This is a genomic window from Rahnella sp. EDr1-12, assembly GCF_049206505.1.
GTDB lineage: Bacteria > Pseudomonadota > Gammaproteobacteria > Enterobacterales > Enterobacteriaceae > Rahnella > Rahnella rivi.
The window spans coordinates 150268-165475 of record NZ_JBLZNY010000007.1; the positions used below are offsets into that span (position 1 = coordinate 150268).

General features: G+C 51.8%; 15 protein-coding genes. 8 read left to right on the plus strand and 7 right to left on the minus strand.

From position 1 onward, the window contains the following. Positions 1–161: 161 nt before the first annotated feature. The 4 genes from ACO0U8_RS21430 to rlmM all read left to right on the plus strand — a co-directional run bounded on the left by ACO0U8_RS21430 (position 162) and on the right by rlmM (position 3342). Positions 162–383 (plus strand): YgdI/YgdR family lipoprotein, encoded by a 222-nt coding sequence (locus ACO0U8_RS21430; protein WP_056781782.1) that lies wholly within the window; start codon positions 162–164, stop codon positions 381–383. A gap of 449 nt (positions 384–832) precedes the next feature. Then, complete coding sequence (locus ACO0U8_RS21435; protein ID WP_421671596.1) at positions 833–1753, plus strand: transcriptional regulator GcvA; 921 nt, start codon at positions 833–835, stop codon at positions 1751–1753. A gap of 94 nt (positions 1754–1847) precedes the next feature. Beyond that, on the plus strand, positions 1848–2243 hold the full coding sequence (locus ACO0U8_RS21440; RefSeq protein WP_056781778.1) for a DUF423 domain-containing protein: 396 nt from the start codon (positions 1848–1850) through the stop codon (positions 2241–2243). Further along, positions 2236–3342 carry a 23S rRNA (cytidine(2498)-2'-O)-methyltransferase RlmM gene (gene rlmM, locus ACO0U8_RS21445; RefSeq protein ID WP_056781775.1) on the plus strand — a complete coding sequence of 369 codons (1107 nt, stop codon included), beginning with the start codon at positions 2236–2238 and terminating at the stop codon, positions 3340–3342. Before ACO0U8_RS21440 ends, rlmM begins: the two co-directional genes overlap by 8 nt. 73 nt (positions 3343–3415) lie before the next feature. On the opposite strand, the gene xni is transcribed toward rlmM, so the two are convergent. The 3 genes from xni to queF form a co-directional block, all read right to left on the minus strand. Continuing rightward, on the minus strand, positions 3416–4168 hold the full coding sequence (gene xni, locus ACO0U8_RS21450; protein WP_122096997.1) for a flap endonuclease Xni: 753 nt from the start codon (positions 4166–4168) through the stop codon (positions 3416–3418). Between the two features lie 110 nt (positions 4169–4278). After that, positions 4279–5643, minus strand: a complete 1365-nt coding sequence (gene ppnN / locus ACO0U8_RS21455; protein WP_122096996.1) for a nucleotide 5'-monophosphate nucleosidase PpnN — start codon at positions 5641–5643, stop codon at positions 4279–4281. 243 nt (positions 5644–5886) lie between these two features. Next, positions 5887–6732 (minus strand): NADPH-dependent 7-cyano-7-deazaguanine reductase QueF, encoded by an 846-nt coding sequence (gene queF, locus ACO0U8_RS21460; RefSeq protein ID WP_421671597.1) that lies wholly within the window; start codon positions 6730–6732, stop codon positions 5887–5889. A 79-nt stretch (positions 6733–6811) separates the two neighbouring features. On the opposite strand from queF, the gene syd reads away from it, so the two are divergent. Continuing rightward, complete coding sequence (syd, locus tag ACO0U8_RS21465) at positions 6812–7363, plus strand: SecY-interacting protein (RefSeq protein WP_136376287.1); 552 nt, start codon at positions 6812–6814, stop codon at positions 7361–7363. A gap of 671 nt (positions 7364–8034) precedes the next feature. Here the strand turns inward: syd and ACO0U8_RS21470 are convergent. Next, a complete protein-coding gene (locus ACO0U8_RS21470; protein WP_421671598.1) occupies positions 8035–9273 on the minus strand; it encodes an MFS transporter in 1239 nt (412 codons plus the stop codon). Between the two features lie 190 nt (positions 9274–9463). On the opposite strand from ACO0U8_RS21470, the gene ACO0U8_RS21475 reads away from it, so the two are divergent. From ACO0U8_RS21475 to ACO0U8_RS21485, 3 genes are read left to right on the plus strand one after another with little or no spacing between them, the layout of a single operon-like run. Then, on the plus strand, positions 9464–9778 hold the full coding sequence (locus tag ACO0U8_RS21475; RefSeq protein WP_390973020.1) for a YqcC family protein: 315 nt from the start codon (positions 9464–9466) through the stop codon (positions 9776–9778). Between the two features lies 1 nt (position 9779). Further along, a complete protein-coding gene (gene truC / locus ACO0U8_RS21480) occupies positions 9780–10559 on the plus strand; it encodes a tRNA pseudouridine(65) synthase TruC (protein WP_122096993.1) in 780 nt (259 codons plus the stop codon). 41 nt (positions 10560–10600) lie between these two features. Next, positions 10601–11050, plus strand: coding sequence for a flavodoxin (locus tag ACO0U8_RS21485; protein ID WP_056781758.1), 450 nt, complete (start codon positions 10601–10603; stop codon positions 11048–11050). Between the two features lie 89 nt (positions 11051–11139). Here ACO0U8_RS21485 and ACO0U8_RS21490 read toward each other — a convergent pair whose 3' ends face one another. The 3 genes from ACO0U8_RS21490 to glnD all read right to left on the minus strand — a co-directional run bounded on the left by ACO0U8_RS21490 (position 11140) and on the right by glnD (position 15197). Continuing rightward, positions 11140–11529 carry a DUF3461 family protein gene (locus tag ACO0U8_RS21490; protein WP_056781756.1) on the minus strand — a complete coding sequence of 130 codons (390 nt, stop codon included), beginning with the start codon at positions 11527–11529 and terminating at the stop codon, positions 11140–11142. A 150-nt stretch (positions 11530–11679) separates the two neighbouring features. After that, complete coding sequence (gene dapD / locus ACO0U8_RS21495; RefSeq protein ID WP_056781755.1) at positions 11680–12504, minus strand: 2,3,4,5-tetrahydropyridine-2,6-dicarboxylate N-succinyltransferase; 825 nt, start codon at positions 12502–12504, stop codon at positions 11680–11682. A gap of 47 nt (positions 12505–12551) precedes the next feature. Beyond that, positions 12552–15197, minus strand: coding sequence for a bifunctional uridylyltransferase/uridylyl-removing protein GlnD (gene glnD, locus ACO0U8_RS21500; RefSeq protein ID WP_414071810.1), 2646 nt, complete (start codon positions 15195–15197; stop codon positions 12552–12554). Positions 15198–15208: the final 11 nt, after the last annotated feature.

Below are 15208 nucleotides of genomic sequence, written 5' to 3' on the forward strand. Positions count from 1 at the left end.
AAAGAGTACAAACTTTGAGCTAATGCAAACCACCTATTCATTTTAGGAATGGTTACCTGGAAATATATCAGAGGTTTGTTATGCTGAATTACGAACACTAGACAAATTAGCCTGGGGGCTTCCCGGGAATTGAAAGCATTTTAATCTGCAAGGAGTCTACAATGAAAAAGATCGTCGCCGTAATTTCAGCCGCACTGCTGACCACAACACTTGCCGCCTGTTCAAGCAACTACGTGATGCACACCAACGATGGCCGTACAATCGTTGCTGAAGGCAAACCAAGCACTGACAGTGATACCGGTATGATCAGTTATACCGATGCGTATGGCAACAAGCAGCAGATCAATAAATCTGAAGTGAAAGAAATGGCCGAAGGGAAATAATCCCTTGCGTGACACCACCTTCGGGTAACCTCACTGCGCCTCACGACAAAACCGGATACGTATGCGACGTAGCCGGTTTTGTCACATATGAAGGGCGCTCATTGGCAGGCATCCCAAAATTCGGGCAAAAAAAAGCACCGCAAAATGCGGTGCTAAAAAATCACTTTGGACAGACAGGGTAATGTACAGGAAGTGAAAAGTTTGTAGCATTCAAGCTACGTGTCCGGATTGCCGGACAATTGCAAACACAACATCACAACCACAAGCCAAAAGTATTTCAGCATCCTCATACCAATCTACTTTTCGTTCCGGCTCAGGAAGTGGCGCCACTATAGGTTTTTGCCTGTACATCCTCAACGGACAAATTATAATGTCTCGGATTAAAAAAACTAATATCTGAACCTCCTGACAGGGGTTCCGCTGACCGCCACATAAGAAGTCTCTTATTTATGTCAAAACGTTTACCCCCTCTGAATTCACTGCGCGTGTTTGACGCCGCAGCGCGTCACCTTAGTTTTACTAAAGCGGCGGAGGAATTGTTTGTCACACAGGCTGCTGTTAGCCACCAGATCAAGTCACTTGAGGACTTTTTGGGGCTAAAACTGTTTCGTCGCCGAAATCGCTCTTTGTTACTGACCGAAGAAGGGCAGAGCTATTACCTCGATATTAAAGAGATATTCTCGTCTCTGAACGAAGCGACACGCAAACTTCAGGCCCGCAGTGCAAAAGGCGCACTGACCGTCAGTTTGCCGCCAAGCTTTGCGATTCAATGGCTGGTGCCAAGATTGTCTGGCTTTAACTCAGCTTATCCGGGTATCGATGTACGCATTCAGGCCGTAGACCGCGAAGAGGACAAATTGTCCGATGATGTGGACGTGGCGATTTTCCATGGCCGAGGTAGCTGGCCGGGGCTGCGTGCAGAGCGTTTATACGCCGAGTATTTGATTCCCGTTTGTTCTCCTTCCTTATTGATGGGCGATAATTTGCTGAAAGAACCGGCAGATCTCGGCCATCACACGCTGCTGCATGATGCCTCGCGCCGTGACTGGCTGGCCTACACCAAACAGCTTGGCCTGCAGCAGGTGAATGTTCAGCAGGGGCCGATTTTCAGCCACAGTGCGATGGTTGTTCAGGCCGCGGTTCACGGGCAGGGGATTGCACTGGTGAATAATGTGATGGCGCAAACCGAGATTGAAGCTGGCCGTCTGGTGTGTCCTTTTAATGAAGTTTTAGTCAGTAAAAACGCTTTTTATCTGGTTTGTCATGACAGTCAGGCAGAACTGGGTAAAATAGCCGCCTTTCGTCAGTGGATCCTCGCGCGGGCCGCCAGTGAGCAGGAAAAACTGCGCTTTCGGTTTGATCAGGCCTGAAACCTGAAATACAGAAACCGATGACCATGAACGTACTGATGAGACGGATGAGTAGACGTTTTCATCATTAAAAAACGATAACGGGTAACGTATAATGACCAGTCGTTCAATGCTGATTTTTGCCGCGATAAGCGGTTTTATCTACGTGGCGTTTGGTGCTTTTGGCGCGCACGTGCTGAGCCAGTCGCTGGGAGAGGCCGAAATGGCCTGGATCCACACCGGGCTGACCTACCAAAGTATTCACACGCTGGCGGTGATGATTTTAGGCGTTGCCATGCAGCGTCAGCGTAATGTGTGGTTCTACTGGAGCAGTGCCTTCCTGGCGCTGGGAACCGTGTTATTCAGCGGCAGCCTTTACTGTCTGGCGCTGTCGCACCTCCGTTTATTTGCTTTTGTGACTCCGATTGGCGGTACCTTGTTTCTGGTCGGTTGGATTTTGATGTTGATAGGCGCATTGCGTCTGAAGAAAAAGGCCGAACGCCATGAATAAAGTTGCCCTCTACTGCCGTCAGGGTTTTGAAAAAGAATGCGCAGCAGAAATCACAGATAAAGCTGCGAAGATGGAAATCTTCGGTTTTGCCCGCGTAAAAGAAAACAGCGGGTATGTGTTGTTTGAATGCTATCAGCCTGATGATGCTGATCGTCTGGCGAAAGAGCTGCCATTCCGCGAACTGATCTTTGCTCGTCAGCTGATCGTCGTCGGCGAATTGCTGAAAGATCTGCCGCCGGAAGATCGCGTTTCGCCGATCGTGGGCATGGTACAAAACGTGGTGACCAACGGTGGTGAACTGCGTGTAGAAGTGCCGGATACCAATGAAAGTAAAGAACTCACCAAGTTCTGTCGCAAACTGACAGTGCCATTACGTACCGCGATGCGCGAACGCCGCGTGCTGGGAAAACGTGAAAATCCGCTGCGCCCTGTCGTGCACGTCTTCTTCATTGCATCAGGTTGCTGCTACGTTGGTTATTCCTACAGTAATAACAATTCCCCGTATTACATGGGGATCCCGCGTCTTAAGTTTCCGTCAGAAGCACCAAGCCGCTCCACGCTGAAGCTGGAAGAAGCATTCCATGTGTTCATTCCTGCTGATGAATGGGAAGAGCGTCTGGCGAGCGGGATGTATGCGGTAGATTTGGGTGCCTGCCCGGGCGGCTGGACCTATCAGCTGGTACAACGCAGCATGATGGTTACCGCCATTGATAACGGCCCGATGGCGCCAAGCCTGATGGAAACCGGTCAGGTTATTCACTTGCGTGAAGATGGCTTCCGCTACAAGTCCACCAGTACCAAAAACTACTGGCTGGTGTGTGACATGGTAGAAAAACCGGCGAAAGTGGCTGCGCTGATGTGCGACTGGCTGGTTAACGGCTGGTGCCGCGAGACGATTTTCAACCTGAAATTGCCGATGAAAAAGCGTTACGAAGAAGTGTCTAACATCCTCGCGCGAATTGATGAACGTCTTAAAGAAAATGGCATTAATGCGGAGATCTTTGCCAAACAGCTCTACCATGACCGGGAAGAGGTAACGGTGCATATTCGTCGCTTCTGGTCCGCCATCGGTGGCCGTCGTGATGAACGCGATCGTTGATTTACGCTGAATGGCGTTTGATATGATGCGAAAAGGCGCTTTCTTCGGGAAGCGCCTTTTTTCTTTGGCAGACTTACGGCAAGCGCAACTGCTGTAAATTCCCGTCGAGAGCGATATCAGTTTGCAGCGCAGACACCCGTTTGCAGGCGTATGCCAGATCCCGATGCTCCCGCAATTTTGACTGCCACTTTTCCGGCACCGCACTGAGATTGTCATACAGCGCGTCCAGTGAACCGGCCTGAGCCAGCAGAGTCACGGCTGTTTTTGGGCCAATACCGGGTACGCCAGGGATTTTACTGCTGCTGATCCCCGCCAGCCCCCAGTAGTCTGTAAGCTGGTGCGGTAATACGCCGAATGTTTCCTGCACAAACGGCAAATCAAGCCAGCGTTTTTGGAAATAATCGCGGATCTGAACGTTAGGGGCCAGCAACTGGCAATACCCTTTATCCGTTGAGACGATGGTGACCTGATGACCGCCGGAGGCGACTTTTTCCGTCAGCGTCGCCGCGAGATCGTCAGCTTCGTTGCCGGCTGAATGCCAGCAGGCGATCCCGTGAGCTTCAAAACCGGCCTTCAGACTGGGCATTTCTGCAAACAAATTGTCCGGCATCGGTGAGCGTCCTGCTTTGTAATCTGGCAGGCACTGATGACGCCAGCTATCAGCGCGATCGTCTTCATCGAAAACGGCTACAGCGTGCGTTGGGCGGGTATGCTGAATCAGCTGCGCGATCGCATTCTGACAGGTAATCAGGCAGGGCGAACCCTGAACCGCATGAATGCGGCGGATAAGATTCAGGGCATCAATAATCAGCAGATGTATTGCCATCGACAAACTCCATAATAATCAGGGCGACATCGCGTCGCCCTGAAAAACCCTTATTCTTCAAACTTACCGTGACATGTACCGGGCATCCGAAGGTGTTTGGGTATCCATTTCTATGCACAAATCTCGTAGCACGGAATGTACGCGCTGCCCGGTAATTTCATGCGGTGCTGAGCGACAAAACCTTGCAACAAACTGTCCATTTTCTTCATCAGTGCCGGATCACCATGCAGCTTAAAGCGCCCGTACTGTTCAATGGCGTGGATGCCAAACTCTTTGACGTTACCGGCCACAATCCCGGAGAAGGCGCGGCGCAGGGCAGCGGCCAGTTCCTGTGGGGGTTGGTTTGGATAAAGATTCAGGTTAGCCATATTTTCATGGCTTGGTTCGAACGGATGCTGTAAGTCAGGTGCAATACGAATCGACCAGTTAAAGCTGTAAGCATCACCGCTGTTACGACGGTTTTCCTTGACCAGCGGCATAGCCCGTTTCATCTGGCGTGCCACTTCGGTCGGATCGTCAACAATGATGGTATAGAACTTAGAGGCTTCTTCGCCCAGCGTTTCTTTGATGAACGCATCCAGTACGTGGAAGTAGTCTGCACTCTCTTTCGGGCCGGTCAGAATCAGCGGTAACACCTGATCGCTGTTTTGCGGATCCATCAATATGCCCAGTAAATAGAGCAGTTCTTCCGCCGTGCCGACGCCGCCAGGGAAAATGATAATACCGTGGGCAATACGCACGAAAGCTTCCAGCCGTTTTTCGATATCCGGCATGATGATCAGTTCATTGACCAGGGGATTAGGCGGTTCTGCGGCAATGATCGACGGTTCGGTCATTCCGATAAAACGACCGGCTTTGTAACGTTGCTGCGCGTGGCCGACGGCCGCACCTTTCATCGGCGCTTCCATTGCCCCCGGACCGCAGCCGGTGCAGATGTTCAGTTCACGTAAACCAAGCTGGCTGCCGACGTTGCGGGCATACTGGTATTCAATCTCATTGATTGAGTGCCCGCCCCAGCACACTACCATGTTCGGATCTTCATCCAGATGGAGTGCGCGGGCATTACGTAAGATGGAGAACACCATATTGGTCAGGTGTGCAGAATCGTTATCGTTGAAGTTCTCAAAGCGCGGGTTATTAGAGATTTGCGCATTCACAAACAGGATGTCACGCAAAACAGCGAACAGGTTGGCCTGTAATGAGCGGATAATCCGGCCATCGACAAAGGCATCTTCCGGCGGGTTTACCAGCTCGAGTTTTACGCCGCGCTCTCTGCGCAGCACATTGATATCAAAACTTTCGTAACGTTCGAGGAGTTCTTTGCTGCTGTCGGTCTGGCTGCCGCTGTTGAGTACGGCCAGTGAGCAATTTCTGAAAAGACGATATAAGTCGCTGCTCGCCGTGCGCTTGAGCATGTCGACTTCCAACTGCGACAACAAATCCATTGAGCCCAGCGGGCTGATGTGAGTAATCAAAGTTGCTCCTTGACACCTAAGGGTGCAGTGATTCTTTCTGCCTGCCGGGCGCGATGCATGATTTTTCGGATCATGTTTTTTGCGTCGCAAAGCGTGAGCAAACAAAAACAATTGTCTGTTAGCAGAAAGGATTACCGGTACTGTTTTGCCCCGTAATCTCTTTCTGATTTAACAGTAACCTTGTCACCAGGCTTTTACCAATACTCACAGAGCGTTAGCGCAAATCTTGAGCAATGCCTCGCATTATTGCCTGACGAGTCTTGCTGTTACCGGTTCAAACGGGAAGTTAGATCGCCATGGATTGATGTCCAGACCGCCGCGGCGGGTGTAACGCGCATACACAGCGAGCTTCTCTGGCTGACAAAAATGCAGAATGTCGTTAAAAATTCGCTCCACGCATTGTTCGTGAAATTCGTTGTGATGACGGAATGACACCAGGTAGCGCAGCAGGGCTTCGCGGTCGATTTTCGGGCCACGGTATTGGATCTGCACTGAACCCCAGTCGGGCTGATGGGTGATCAGACAGTTTGATTTGAGCAGGTGGCTGACCAGTGACTCTTCGACGAACTCTTCGCCCGCAGCATTCGCAAGATAGCCGGCATTGAATTCGTAGCTGTCGATTTCAATATCCTGATCGTCGATGCAGTCGCCTGCGAAATGCCCGACGGGCGACCCTTCTATTTCTGACAAGCGACTGACGCTTACCGTCACCTCACCTTCAGCGCAGGCGCTTAAATCACGTGTTAACGTTTCCTGTACTGTCTGCCAGTCCGGGAATACGGTCTGGTTGAAGCTGTTGAGGTAAAGTTTAAAGCTTTTGGATTCGATCAGATTTTGACTGTCGGCCTTCAGGCTGATTTCACCCACAGCGACCTGAGGTAATCCTTTTGCATTGAGCCAGGACAGTTCATACAGCGTCCAGATATCTGCGCCATGAAAAGGCAGATTATCCGGAAATAAACCCAGGGGTTCGCGGTTCATACTGCGGGGAACGGCTTGTAATAAGGAGGCGTCGTAGTGATCGACGTAGGCCGTGCTTTTGCCCAGCGTCAGTTGCGCCAGTGCGGGGTTATCCTGATAAGAGGACATGCTGTCACCTTGCTAAGAGATCGGTACAATAGGGAATAGTGACTAGTTTAACCCAGCCTTACCTGAAGATGAGAGAATTATGGAGTCTGAAGTTTCTGTAGCATTGCGTGAATTTACTCAGCGTTATGTCGATCTCTGGCAGCGGGAAACCGGGATGCCGCCATCAAGTGAAGCATTATTGGGTGTGGAATCACCTTGTATCGTGAAAACCGATGAAGACAAGGTGTTTTGGCTCACTCAGATTTTCAGCCCCGATGACACGCTGCAAAACGTTGAACGGGCGATGGAGTTGCAGCTACGCCATGAAGCGCACGTGTTTTATACCACGCAGTTTGCTGGTGATATGACAGCGCAATGGCAGGGCAATACGCTGACGCTGTTACAGGTCTGGAGCCCGGAGGATTTCACCCGTTTGCAGGAAAATCTGATAGGCCATCTGGTGACGCAAAAGCGCCTTAAGCTGACGCCAACCGTGTTTCTGGCGACGACCGATTCTGAGTTGGATCTCGTATCGCTGTGTAATGTGACGGGGAATGTTATTCTGGAGCAGTTCGGCAGCAAAAAAAGAACGATACTCTCGCCATCGCTATCTGAATTCCTTACAATGCTGACCCCTGTTTATCCCGCCTGATGCCGTTATTCAGAAAAACATTTTCCCGCAGAGCTTAAATGGCTCACATGCGTGTGAGAGATCTCTCACAAAGACTGTAAGAGATCTCGCTAATTTGACTTATCCTCTCGCCGATATTCTTGTTAAATTTCTTTTTAATGAATGAGTTAAGTGTTTTTATGCCTGTGAGATGGCTTACCCGTTTCTCTTTTGGCTTACAGCCCTTATTGCCTGAGAGGGCAAAATCAACGATTCTAGTCGGGCAGAAAGGAAGCATGAATCGGAACATCAGGATGATGGCTGATTCATAAAGCAGGGGACGGCTCAGGAAGAGTCAGGACGGCATCGGATTATGCCAGGATGTTTCAGGAAGAAACCAGGGACACCTCCAGGACGGAGAAGAGAGCTCACAAAGGAAGCTGAGCGGGTCACAGATGACCAGGATGCAAGTCGGGATGACTTAGGATAAACCGTCAGGATGAAAGTTGGACGATGCAAAGGACAGCCGGTTAGGATAACCGCAGGAAAAGTTTTCAGGGATTGAGCAGGGAGCACTTAGGTAGCTGGATTGCTATAAAACGAACCGGGGGCACTGTGTAAACAGTGCCCCCAACTTTTTGTCTGAACCCTGAGATTTTGCTACACACTGAACGGCGCCCCGAAGTTCACGGCGCGCCTCTTAGCGACAAGGGCTAGCCAATCGCGCCCAGAACATCATCCTGACCCTGCTTTTTCGGCAGCAGGAACAGCGTTGCGAAGATATCCAGCAGGTAGATAGCCGCCAGTAACGTTATGGCGGCTGTGAAGGAAACCTGCGCGACCAGCATACCGATCACCAGCGGACCAAAACCTCCCACGCCGCGCCCCATGTTGAACAACAGATTTTGTGCCGTCGCCCTGACGCGAACCGGATAGAGGTCTGAAATTAATCCGCCGTATCCCCCAATCATGCCATTGACGAACATGCCCATAAGCGCGCCTGCAAACAACATCAGTGTTGGATCGGATAACTGCGCGTAACAGACGACCATGATTACGGCACCCACCTGATAAATCAGGAAAATTTTCCAGCGCGGGAAGCGGTCAGACAATACGCCAAACAGCCAGATGCCGAAGGTCATGCCGATAACGGTTACCGCCGTCCACAAACCGGATTTAGTCAGCGAGAAGCCAAAGTTTTTGGACAGATAACTCGGCATCCAGATCATCAGGCCGTAATAACCAAAATTTTGCACCGAGCACAGAATGAAAATACCGATGCTGGCTTTGGTCGTGGCTTTATCGCGAAACAGCAATTTGATGCGGCTGAACAATGAACCGTCGTTATCAGTTGACGCACTTTTGACAAAGGCTTCAGGTTCGCCCATGGTGCGGCGGATAAGGAAGGAGGCCAACGCTGGCAGCAGGCCGACCAGAAACATTCCGCGCCAGCCAATGATGCCGAGCAGCAGCGGAGTGAGGAATGCCGCGAGCAGTACACCGAGCTGCCAGCCCATACCGACGTAGGCCGATGCCCGGTTACGTTTTTCTGCCGGCCAGGCTTCGGCAATCAGCGCCATGCCAATTCCAAACTCACCGCCAAGTCCGATACCGGCCAATGTGCGATAAATCAGTAAATCCCAGTAACCCTGTGCGAAGGCGCATAAACCGGTAAATACTGAGAACATCAGTATCGTAAAGGTCAGGACGCGTATGCGGCCAAAACGATCGCTGATCGGCCCGAAAATTACGCCACCGAGCACGGCGCCAATCAGCGTCCAGGTCACCAGTGAACCGCTTTGGGAGGCCGTCAGGCCAAATTCGCTGGAAATTGCCGGGAGCATGAAGCCGAGGATGAGCAGATCAAAGCCGTCCATGGCGTAGCCTGTTACCGAGGCCAGCATGGCTTTTGCGGGTGTTGCGTGTGTTTTTTGAGTGTGTTGAGCAGACATGGATACACATCTTGAGAGAAAAAAGTGGCGGTAGTTTGCCCGTATCGGGCATCTTTCGCTACCACGAAAAACGTATGGTTGAAGGGATTAACGCAGCCGGATGCAGAAAGTTGGGGCAAAAGGTCTTCAATGTTATGCTTTGCGCCCCCGAACGGACGCTGGCCGGGGCCATGAATGAAGAGAGCGACTCATGAATATAGAAAAACAGGTTCGTCAGATTTTAGAAGATATTGAACAGGTAATGCGTGACGATAAACTCTGGCACGCCACGCCTCCTGATGCGGAAGCTTTTGAGAGTAAAGAACCGTTCTCGGTCGATACGATGTCTGCTGAACAGTGGCTGCAATGGGTGCTGGTTCCCCGTATGTATGCGTTACTGGCTGCCGGATCGCCAATGCCTACCCGCTTTGCTATCACTCCTTATTTTGAAGTGGCGATGCCTGAAGCAACCCTGTTGTTGAGTCAGTTGCAGCGTCTCGATGACTTGCTGAATATAGAAGACTGACATGCTGGAAATTTTGTATCAGGACGAACATCTGGTCGCAGTGAATAAACCTGCGGGCATGCTGGTTCATCGCAGTTGGCTTGACCAACATGAAACAGTGTTTGTGATGCAGACATTGCGTGATCAGATTGGTCAGCATGTGTTTACCGTTCACCGGCTGGATAAACCAACTTCAGGCGTTTTGCTGATGGCGTTATCCAGCGACGTGGCAAGGTTGCTGTCCCAGCAGCTTGAGAATCACCAGATGAATAAGGTGTATCACGCGGTGGTTCGCGGTTATGTCAGCGAGGACGGAACGGTCGATTACGCACTGACCGAAGAGCTGGACAAAATTGCCGATAAGTTTGCTAACCCCGATAAAGCGCCGCAGTCAGCCGTCAGCCATTATCGCGTGGTAGCACAGGCTGAGATGCCGGTCGCCATTGGCCGTTACGATACTGCCCGCTACAGCCTGGTAGAGCTCAAACCCGAGACTGGCCGTAAGCATCAGTTGCGTCGGCATATGTCGCATCTGCGCCATCCTATTATCGGGGACAGCGCGCATGGCGATTTGAAGCAAAACCGTGGCATGACGGAGCATTTCGGTTGTTCCGGTTTGATGCTGCACGCCAGCCACATGACGCTGCCGCATCCGGTTACGGGTGAGCTGCTGTCTTTACAGGCTCGCTGGGATAACCGCTGGCAAAGTGTGGTCGAACAGTTCGGCTGGCAGGGAAAAATCCCTGAACTTGAAAGGGTTGAAGTTACCCCCGCTTGCGGTCAGGATAGTGAACAAATTTAAGTTCTACGGACGAAATCGTCGAATGACACAGGAGTGAAGCCATGGCAGAAGTCGGAATTTTTGTCGGTACGGTGTACGGCAATGCGTTGCTGGTTGCGGAAGAAGCGGAAACCGTGCTCAAAAGTCAGGGGCATGAGGTAAAGCTGTTCGAGGAAGGATCGCTCGAAGCCTGGCAGTACTATCGTCATCATTTCGTTCTGGTTGTGACGTCGACGACCGGGCAGGGCGATTTGCCTGACAGCATTGCGCCGCTGTATGTGGCCATCCGGGATACTGTCGGATATCAGCCTGAGCTGCGTTACGGTCTGATTGCGCTGGGTGACAGCAGTTATGATCATTTTTGCGGCGGCGGGCACAAGCTGGATGATTTATTGCAGGAGCAGGGCGCTGCGCGTATTGGCGATTTGCTGGAAATTGATGCCATGGAAAATCCGGAGCCGGAAACAGTGGCTATTCCATGGGTAGAGAAGTGGGCGTCGCTGCTGAAATAAGGTGCACTTCTGCATATATTAAAAGGTCAGGTAATTCACCTGACCTTTTGCATTTCTGAATGGCGAAATAATGCCAGACATTAACCGCGTTAACGACCGCTGGTCAGTTTTTCCAGATCGGATTCAATCTCGGTAATTTTATTGGCCACCACGGATTCCAGATGACGTAAATCATCCAAAATTTTACGTTTCAGGTCGACTTCCACCTGGTCGCGCTGACAGATTTGATCTAACTCATCTATGACATAACGCAGATTCGGGCTGATTTCATGAATTTCTTTATAACCCTGCCCTGCATTATCGGCAACGATGGTTTTACGCTGGCGCGGATATTTAAATTTCACGCTTTTAGCGAAGAATTCACCTTTATCACGGCGGAAATAAATCTTCAGGATGTCGTTATTAGCCTCCTGACGCAGGCTGTAACGATCAATATCGTCGGGATTATTAATGCCCAGGCTTTTCAGATTGTCATACATAGCGCTACCTTCGTTTAGGAGAATATTTAAACATCATGATGAACCGAACGGCGGTTCGAATCGTTGATTAATGACACAATTTGCTATCAACAAGATAAAAAAATAGCGGGTATCGTTGTAAACACAAAACTTAACCCGCTATTTCTCAGTTTAGTCGATGTTACGTAATAACTCATTCAGACCGGTTTTGCCCAGCGTTTTAGCATCGACTTTCTTCACGATGACTGCGCAGTACAGGCTGTAGCTGCCATCTTTAGAAGGCAGGTTACCGGAGACGACAACAGAACCCGCTGGCACGCGGCCGTAATGCACTTCGCCGGTTTCGCGGTCGTAAATTTTGGTGCTCTGGCCGATGTAAACGCCCATCGAAATCACGGAGCCTTCTTCAACGATCACGCCTTCAACGATCTCTGAACGGGCACCGATAAAGCAGTTATCTTCGATAATGGTCGGGTTAGCCTGCAGAGGCTCCAGAACGCCACCGATGCCGACGCCGCCGGAAAGGTGAACATTTTTACCGATTTGCGCACAAGAACCAACGGTCGCCCAGGTATCTACCATGGTGCCTTCATCTACATAAGCACCAATGTTGACGTAAGACGGCATCAGCACAGTATTGCGTGCGATGAACGCGCCTTTGCGCACCGCGGCTGGCGGCACTACGCGGAAACCTTCACGCTGGAAACGCGCTTCATCATAATCGGCGAATTTCATAGGGACTTTGTCGAAGTAACGGCTTTCACCGCCTTCCATCACCTGGTTGTCATTGATTCTGAAAGAGAGCAGTACCGCTTTCTTCAGCCACTGATGCGTTACCCATTCGCCATTAATCTTTTCAGCCACGCGCAGTTCGCCGCTGTCGATTTTGTTAATGACCTGAGTGATGGCGTCGCGCGTTACGCTGTCTACGTTTGCCGGGGTAATGTCTGCACGGCGCTCGAAGGCTTGTTCAATAACGGTTTGTAGTTGCTGCATCCTGTTCTCTTTCCTGAAGTGATGTTAAATAGACAACCGTACTTGTATCACATTTTGTCGGCTGGGTTGAGTGCCTCGGTTAATCGGCGTGTGATTTCCTTGCGCGTCGGCTTATCAAGGGCACGACGTTCTGAGTTCGCCAAAATAAATAAGTCCTCCACCCGTTCGCCGATGGTCGAAATTCTTGCACCGTGCAGCGATAAACCTAAATCAGAGAAAACTTCGCCGACACGGGCCAGCAGGCCGGGTTGATCCAGCGCCACCAGTTCCATATATGTGCGGCGATCGGTGTGCGTCGGCAGAAAACTGACGTCGGTCTGCACACTGAAATGGCGAAGTTTTGGCGACGGGCGTCTTGCCCGCGGCGGCTGATATGCCTGCGTCATTGACTGTTCCAGCGCATAGCGGATCGCCTCGTGGCGATCCTGCGCAAGCGGGCTGCCGTCCGGCTCGAGCACAATAAAGGTATCCATTGCCATGCCGTCGCGGTTGGTGAAAATCTGTGCGTCATGAATGCTCAGATTGCGGCGGTCGAGCTCTCCGGCTACGGTTGCGAACAGATATGGACGGTCCGGGCTCCAGATAAAGATTTCTGTTCCGCCGCGGGTAGCCTGACGGCTGACCAGCACCAGCGGTTTAGTGGAATCATGTTCCAGCAGGTGCCGGGCATGCCACGCCAGCTGATTAGGAGAATGGCGCAGGAAGTAATCTGCACGACAGCGGCTCCAGATCCGGTGCAAGGCTTCTTCATCAATGTTGTCCATACGCAACAAGGCCAGCGCCTGCAGGCGGTGATGGCGCACGCGTTCCCGCAGATCCGGCGTATTTTGCATTCCCCGCCGCAATTGTTTTTCGGTGGCGAAATACAGTTCGCGTATCAGGCTCTGCTTCCAGCTGTTCCACAACGTTTCATTGGTGGCGCAGATATCGGCAACGGTCAGGCTCACCAGATAACGGAGACGGACCTCGGTTTGCATTTCTGCTGCGAACTGCTGGATCTCGTTGGGATCCTGAATATCACGGCGCTGCGCGGTGACGGACATCAGCAAATGACAGCGAACCAGCCACGAAACCAGCTGCGTTTCCCGCGAGTTCAGCCCGTGCAGCTCGGCGAATTCCAGCACATCCTGCGCGCCAAGAATCGAGTGATCGCCACCGCGACCTTTAGCGATATCGTGGAAAAGCGCAGCCATCAGCAGCAATTCGGGCTGCGGAAGGCGCGGATACAATTCCACGCACAAAGGATGTTTAGGGCGAGTTTCTTCATGCGCAAAGCTTTCGATTTTCTGCAGAACGCGGATCGTATGTTCATCCACCGTGTAGGCATGGAACAAATCGAACTGCATCTGGCCGACAATTTGTCCCCACTGCGGCATGTACGCCCACAACACGCTGTGCCGGTGCATCGGCACCAGTGCGCGCGAGACAGCGCCCGGATGGCGAAGGATCGACATAAACATTTCCCGCGCCTGGGGGATCATACAAAGCGGTTCTTTCAGATGACGGCGCGCATGGCGCAAAAGACGTACGGTGGTGGAGTAAATCCCTTTGATTTCGCGATGACGGACCATCAGATGGAACATACCGATGATCGTTTCCGGCTGGCGTTCAAACAAAGAGTCGTCGCGCAGATCGATCAGATCCCCTCGCAGCTGGAAATGCTCATCCAGTGGACGCGGTTTCTCGTTCGGGCCTATCGCGAGAATCGCTTCATCGAACAGCTGCAGTAACATTTGATTCAGCTCGCCCACCCGGCGGGTCATGCGATAGAAATCTTTCATCATCCGTTCGACAGGCTGATTGCCTTCGCCCTGATATTGCAGGAGCTGGGCGACGTTAAGCTGTCTGTCGAAAAGCAGGCGGTTATCGTAACGCGGCAACACCAGGTGCAGGGCAAAGCGGATACGCCACAGGAAACTCTGGCACTCCAGCAGCTCGTTGCGTTCGGCTTTCGTCAGAAATCCAAAAGCGACCATTTCATCCAGCGACGTTGCGCCGAAGTGACGACGTGCGACCCACAGAATGGTATGGATATCGCGCAGGCCGCCCGGGCTGCTTTTGATATCCGGTTCCAGATTGTAGCTGGTGCCGTGATAGCGCAAATGGCGCTCGTTTTGTTCTTCAATTTTGGCACGAAAGAAGTTAGGGGAAGGCCAGAAGCCATCACTGAAAATGTGTTTTTGCATACTGAGAAACAGCGCAACATCCCCGCAAATCAGGCGGGATTCAATCAGGTTTGTTGCGACGGTAAGGTCCGCAAGCCCTTCCAGCAGGCATTCTTCCAGCGTGCGGACGCTGTGTCCGACTTCCAGTTTCAGATCCCACAACAGGGTGATCAGCTCTCCGATGCGCTGCGCCTGTTCATCGTTGAGGCGCTTTTGGCTCAGTACCAGGACGTCGATATCGGAAAGCGGATGCAGTTCTCCGCGGCCATAACCGCCAACGGCAACCATCGCCGTCTCCGGGATATTATCGAAACCGTAGAATGTCCACAGGCGTTGCAGGAGCTGGTCGATGTAATGCGCTCGCGCATCCACCAGTTCCTCGGCGCGCAGCCCGGCATTAAAGGCGTCCGCCAGCCAGCCCTGAAACTGTTCCATATGTTGTTTGAGGCTCTGACGATTTAACTCGTCGTCCGGATAAACGGAGGGGGAAACGGGCTGTGGCGGGCAGGAGCAAGGGGGGTTCTGCATTAATTCTGGTT

Coding starts and splice junctions, on each gene's coding strand:
- truC (WP_122096993.1), top strand. CDS start 9,780: ATGCTGGAAATTTTGTATCAGGACGAACATCTGGTCGCAGTGAATAAA.
- glnD (WP_414071810.1), bottom strand. CDS start 15,197: ATGCAGAACCCCCCTTGCTCCTGCCCGCCACAGCCCGTTTCCCCCTCC.
- ACO0U8_RS21490 (WP_056781756.1), bottom strand. CDS start 11,529: ATGTATGACAATCTGAAAAGCCTGGGCATTAATAATCCCGACGATATT.
- ACO0U8_RS21475 (WP_390973020.1), top strand. CDS start 9,464: ATGAATATAGAAAAACAGGTTCGTCAGATTTTAGAAGATATTGAACAG.
- dapD (WP_056781755.1), bottom strand. CDS start 12,504: ATGCAGCAACTACAAACCGTTATTGAACAAGCCTTCGAGCGCCGTGCA.
- ACO0U8_RS21435 (WP_421671596.1), top strand. CDS start 833: ATGTCAAAACGTTTACCCCCTCTGAATTCACTGCGCGTGTTTGACGCC.
- queF (WP_421671597.1), bottom strand. CDS start 6,732: ATGTCCTCTTATCAGGATAACCCCGCACTGGCGCAACTGACGCTGGGC.
- ACO0U8_RS21430 (WP_056781782.1), top strand. CDS start 162: ATGAAAAAGATCGTCGCCGTAATTTCAGCCGCACTGCTGACCACAACA.
- syd (WP_136376287.1), top strand. CDS start 6,812: ATGGAGTCTGAAGTTTCTGTAGCATTGCGTGAATTTACTCAGCGTTAT.
- ACO0U8_RS21485 (WP_056781758.1), top strand. CDS start 10,601: ATGGCAGAAGTCGGAATTTTTGTCGGTACGGTGTACGGCAATGCGTTG.
- xni (WP_122096997.1), bottom strand. CDS start 4,168: ATGGCAATACATCTGCTGATTATTGATGCCCTGAATCTTATCCGCCGC.
- ACO0U8_RS21470 (WP_421671598.1), bottom strand. CDS start 9,273: ATGTCTGCTCAACACACTCAAAAAACACACGCAACACCCGCAAAAGCC.
- ACO0U8_RS21440 (WP_056781778.1), top strand. CDS start 1,848: ATGACCAGTCGTTCAATGCTGATTTTTGCCGCGATAAGCGGTTTTATC.
- rlmM (WP_056781775.1), top strand. CDS start 2,236: ATGAATAAAGTTGCCCTCTACTGCCGTCAGGGTTTTGAAAAAGAATGC.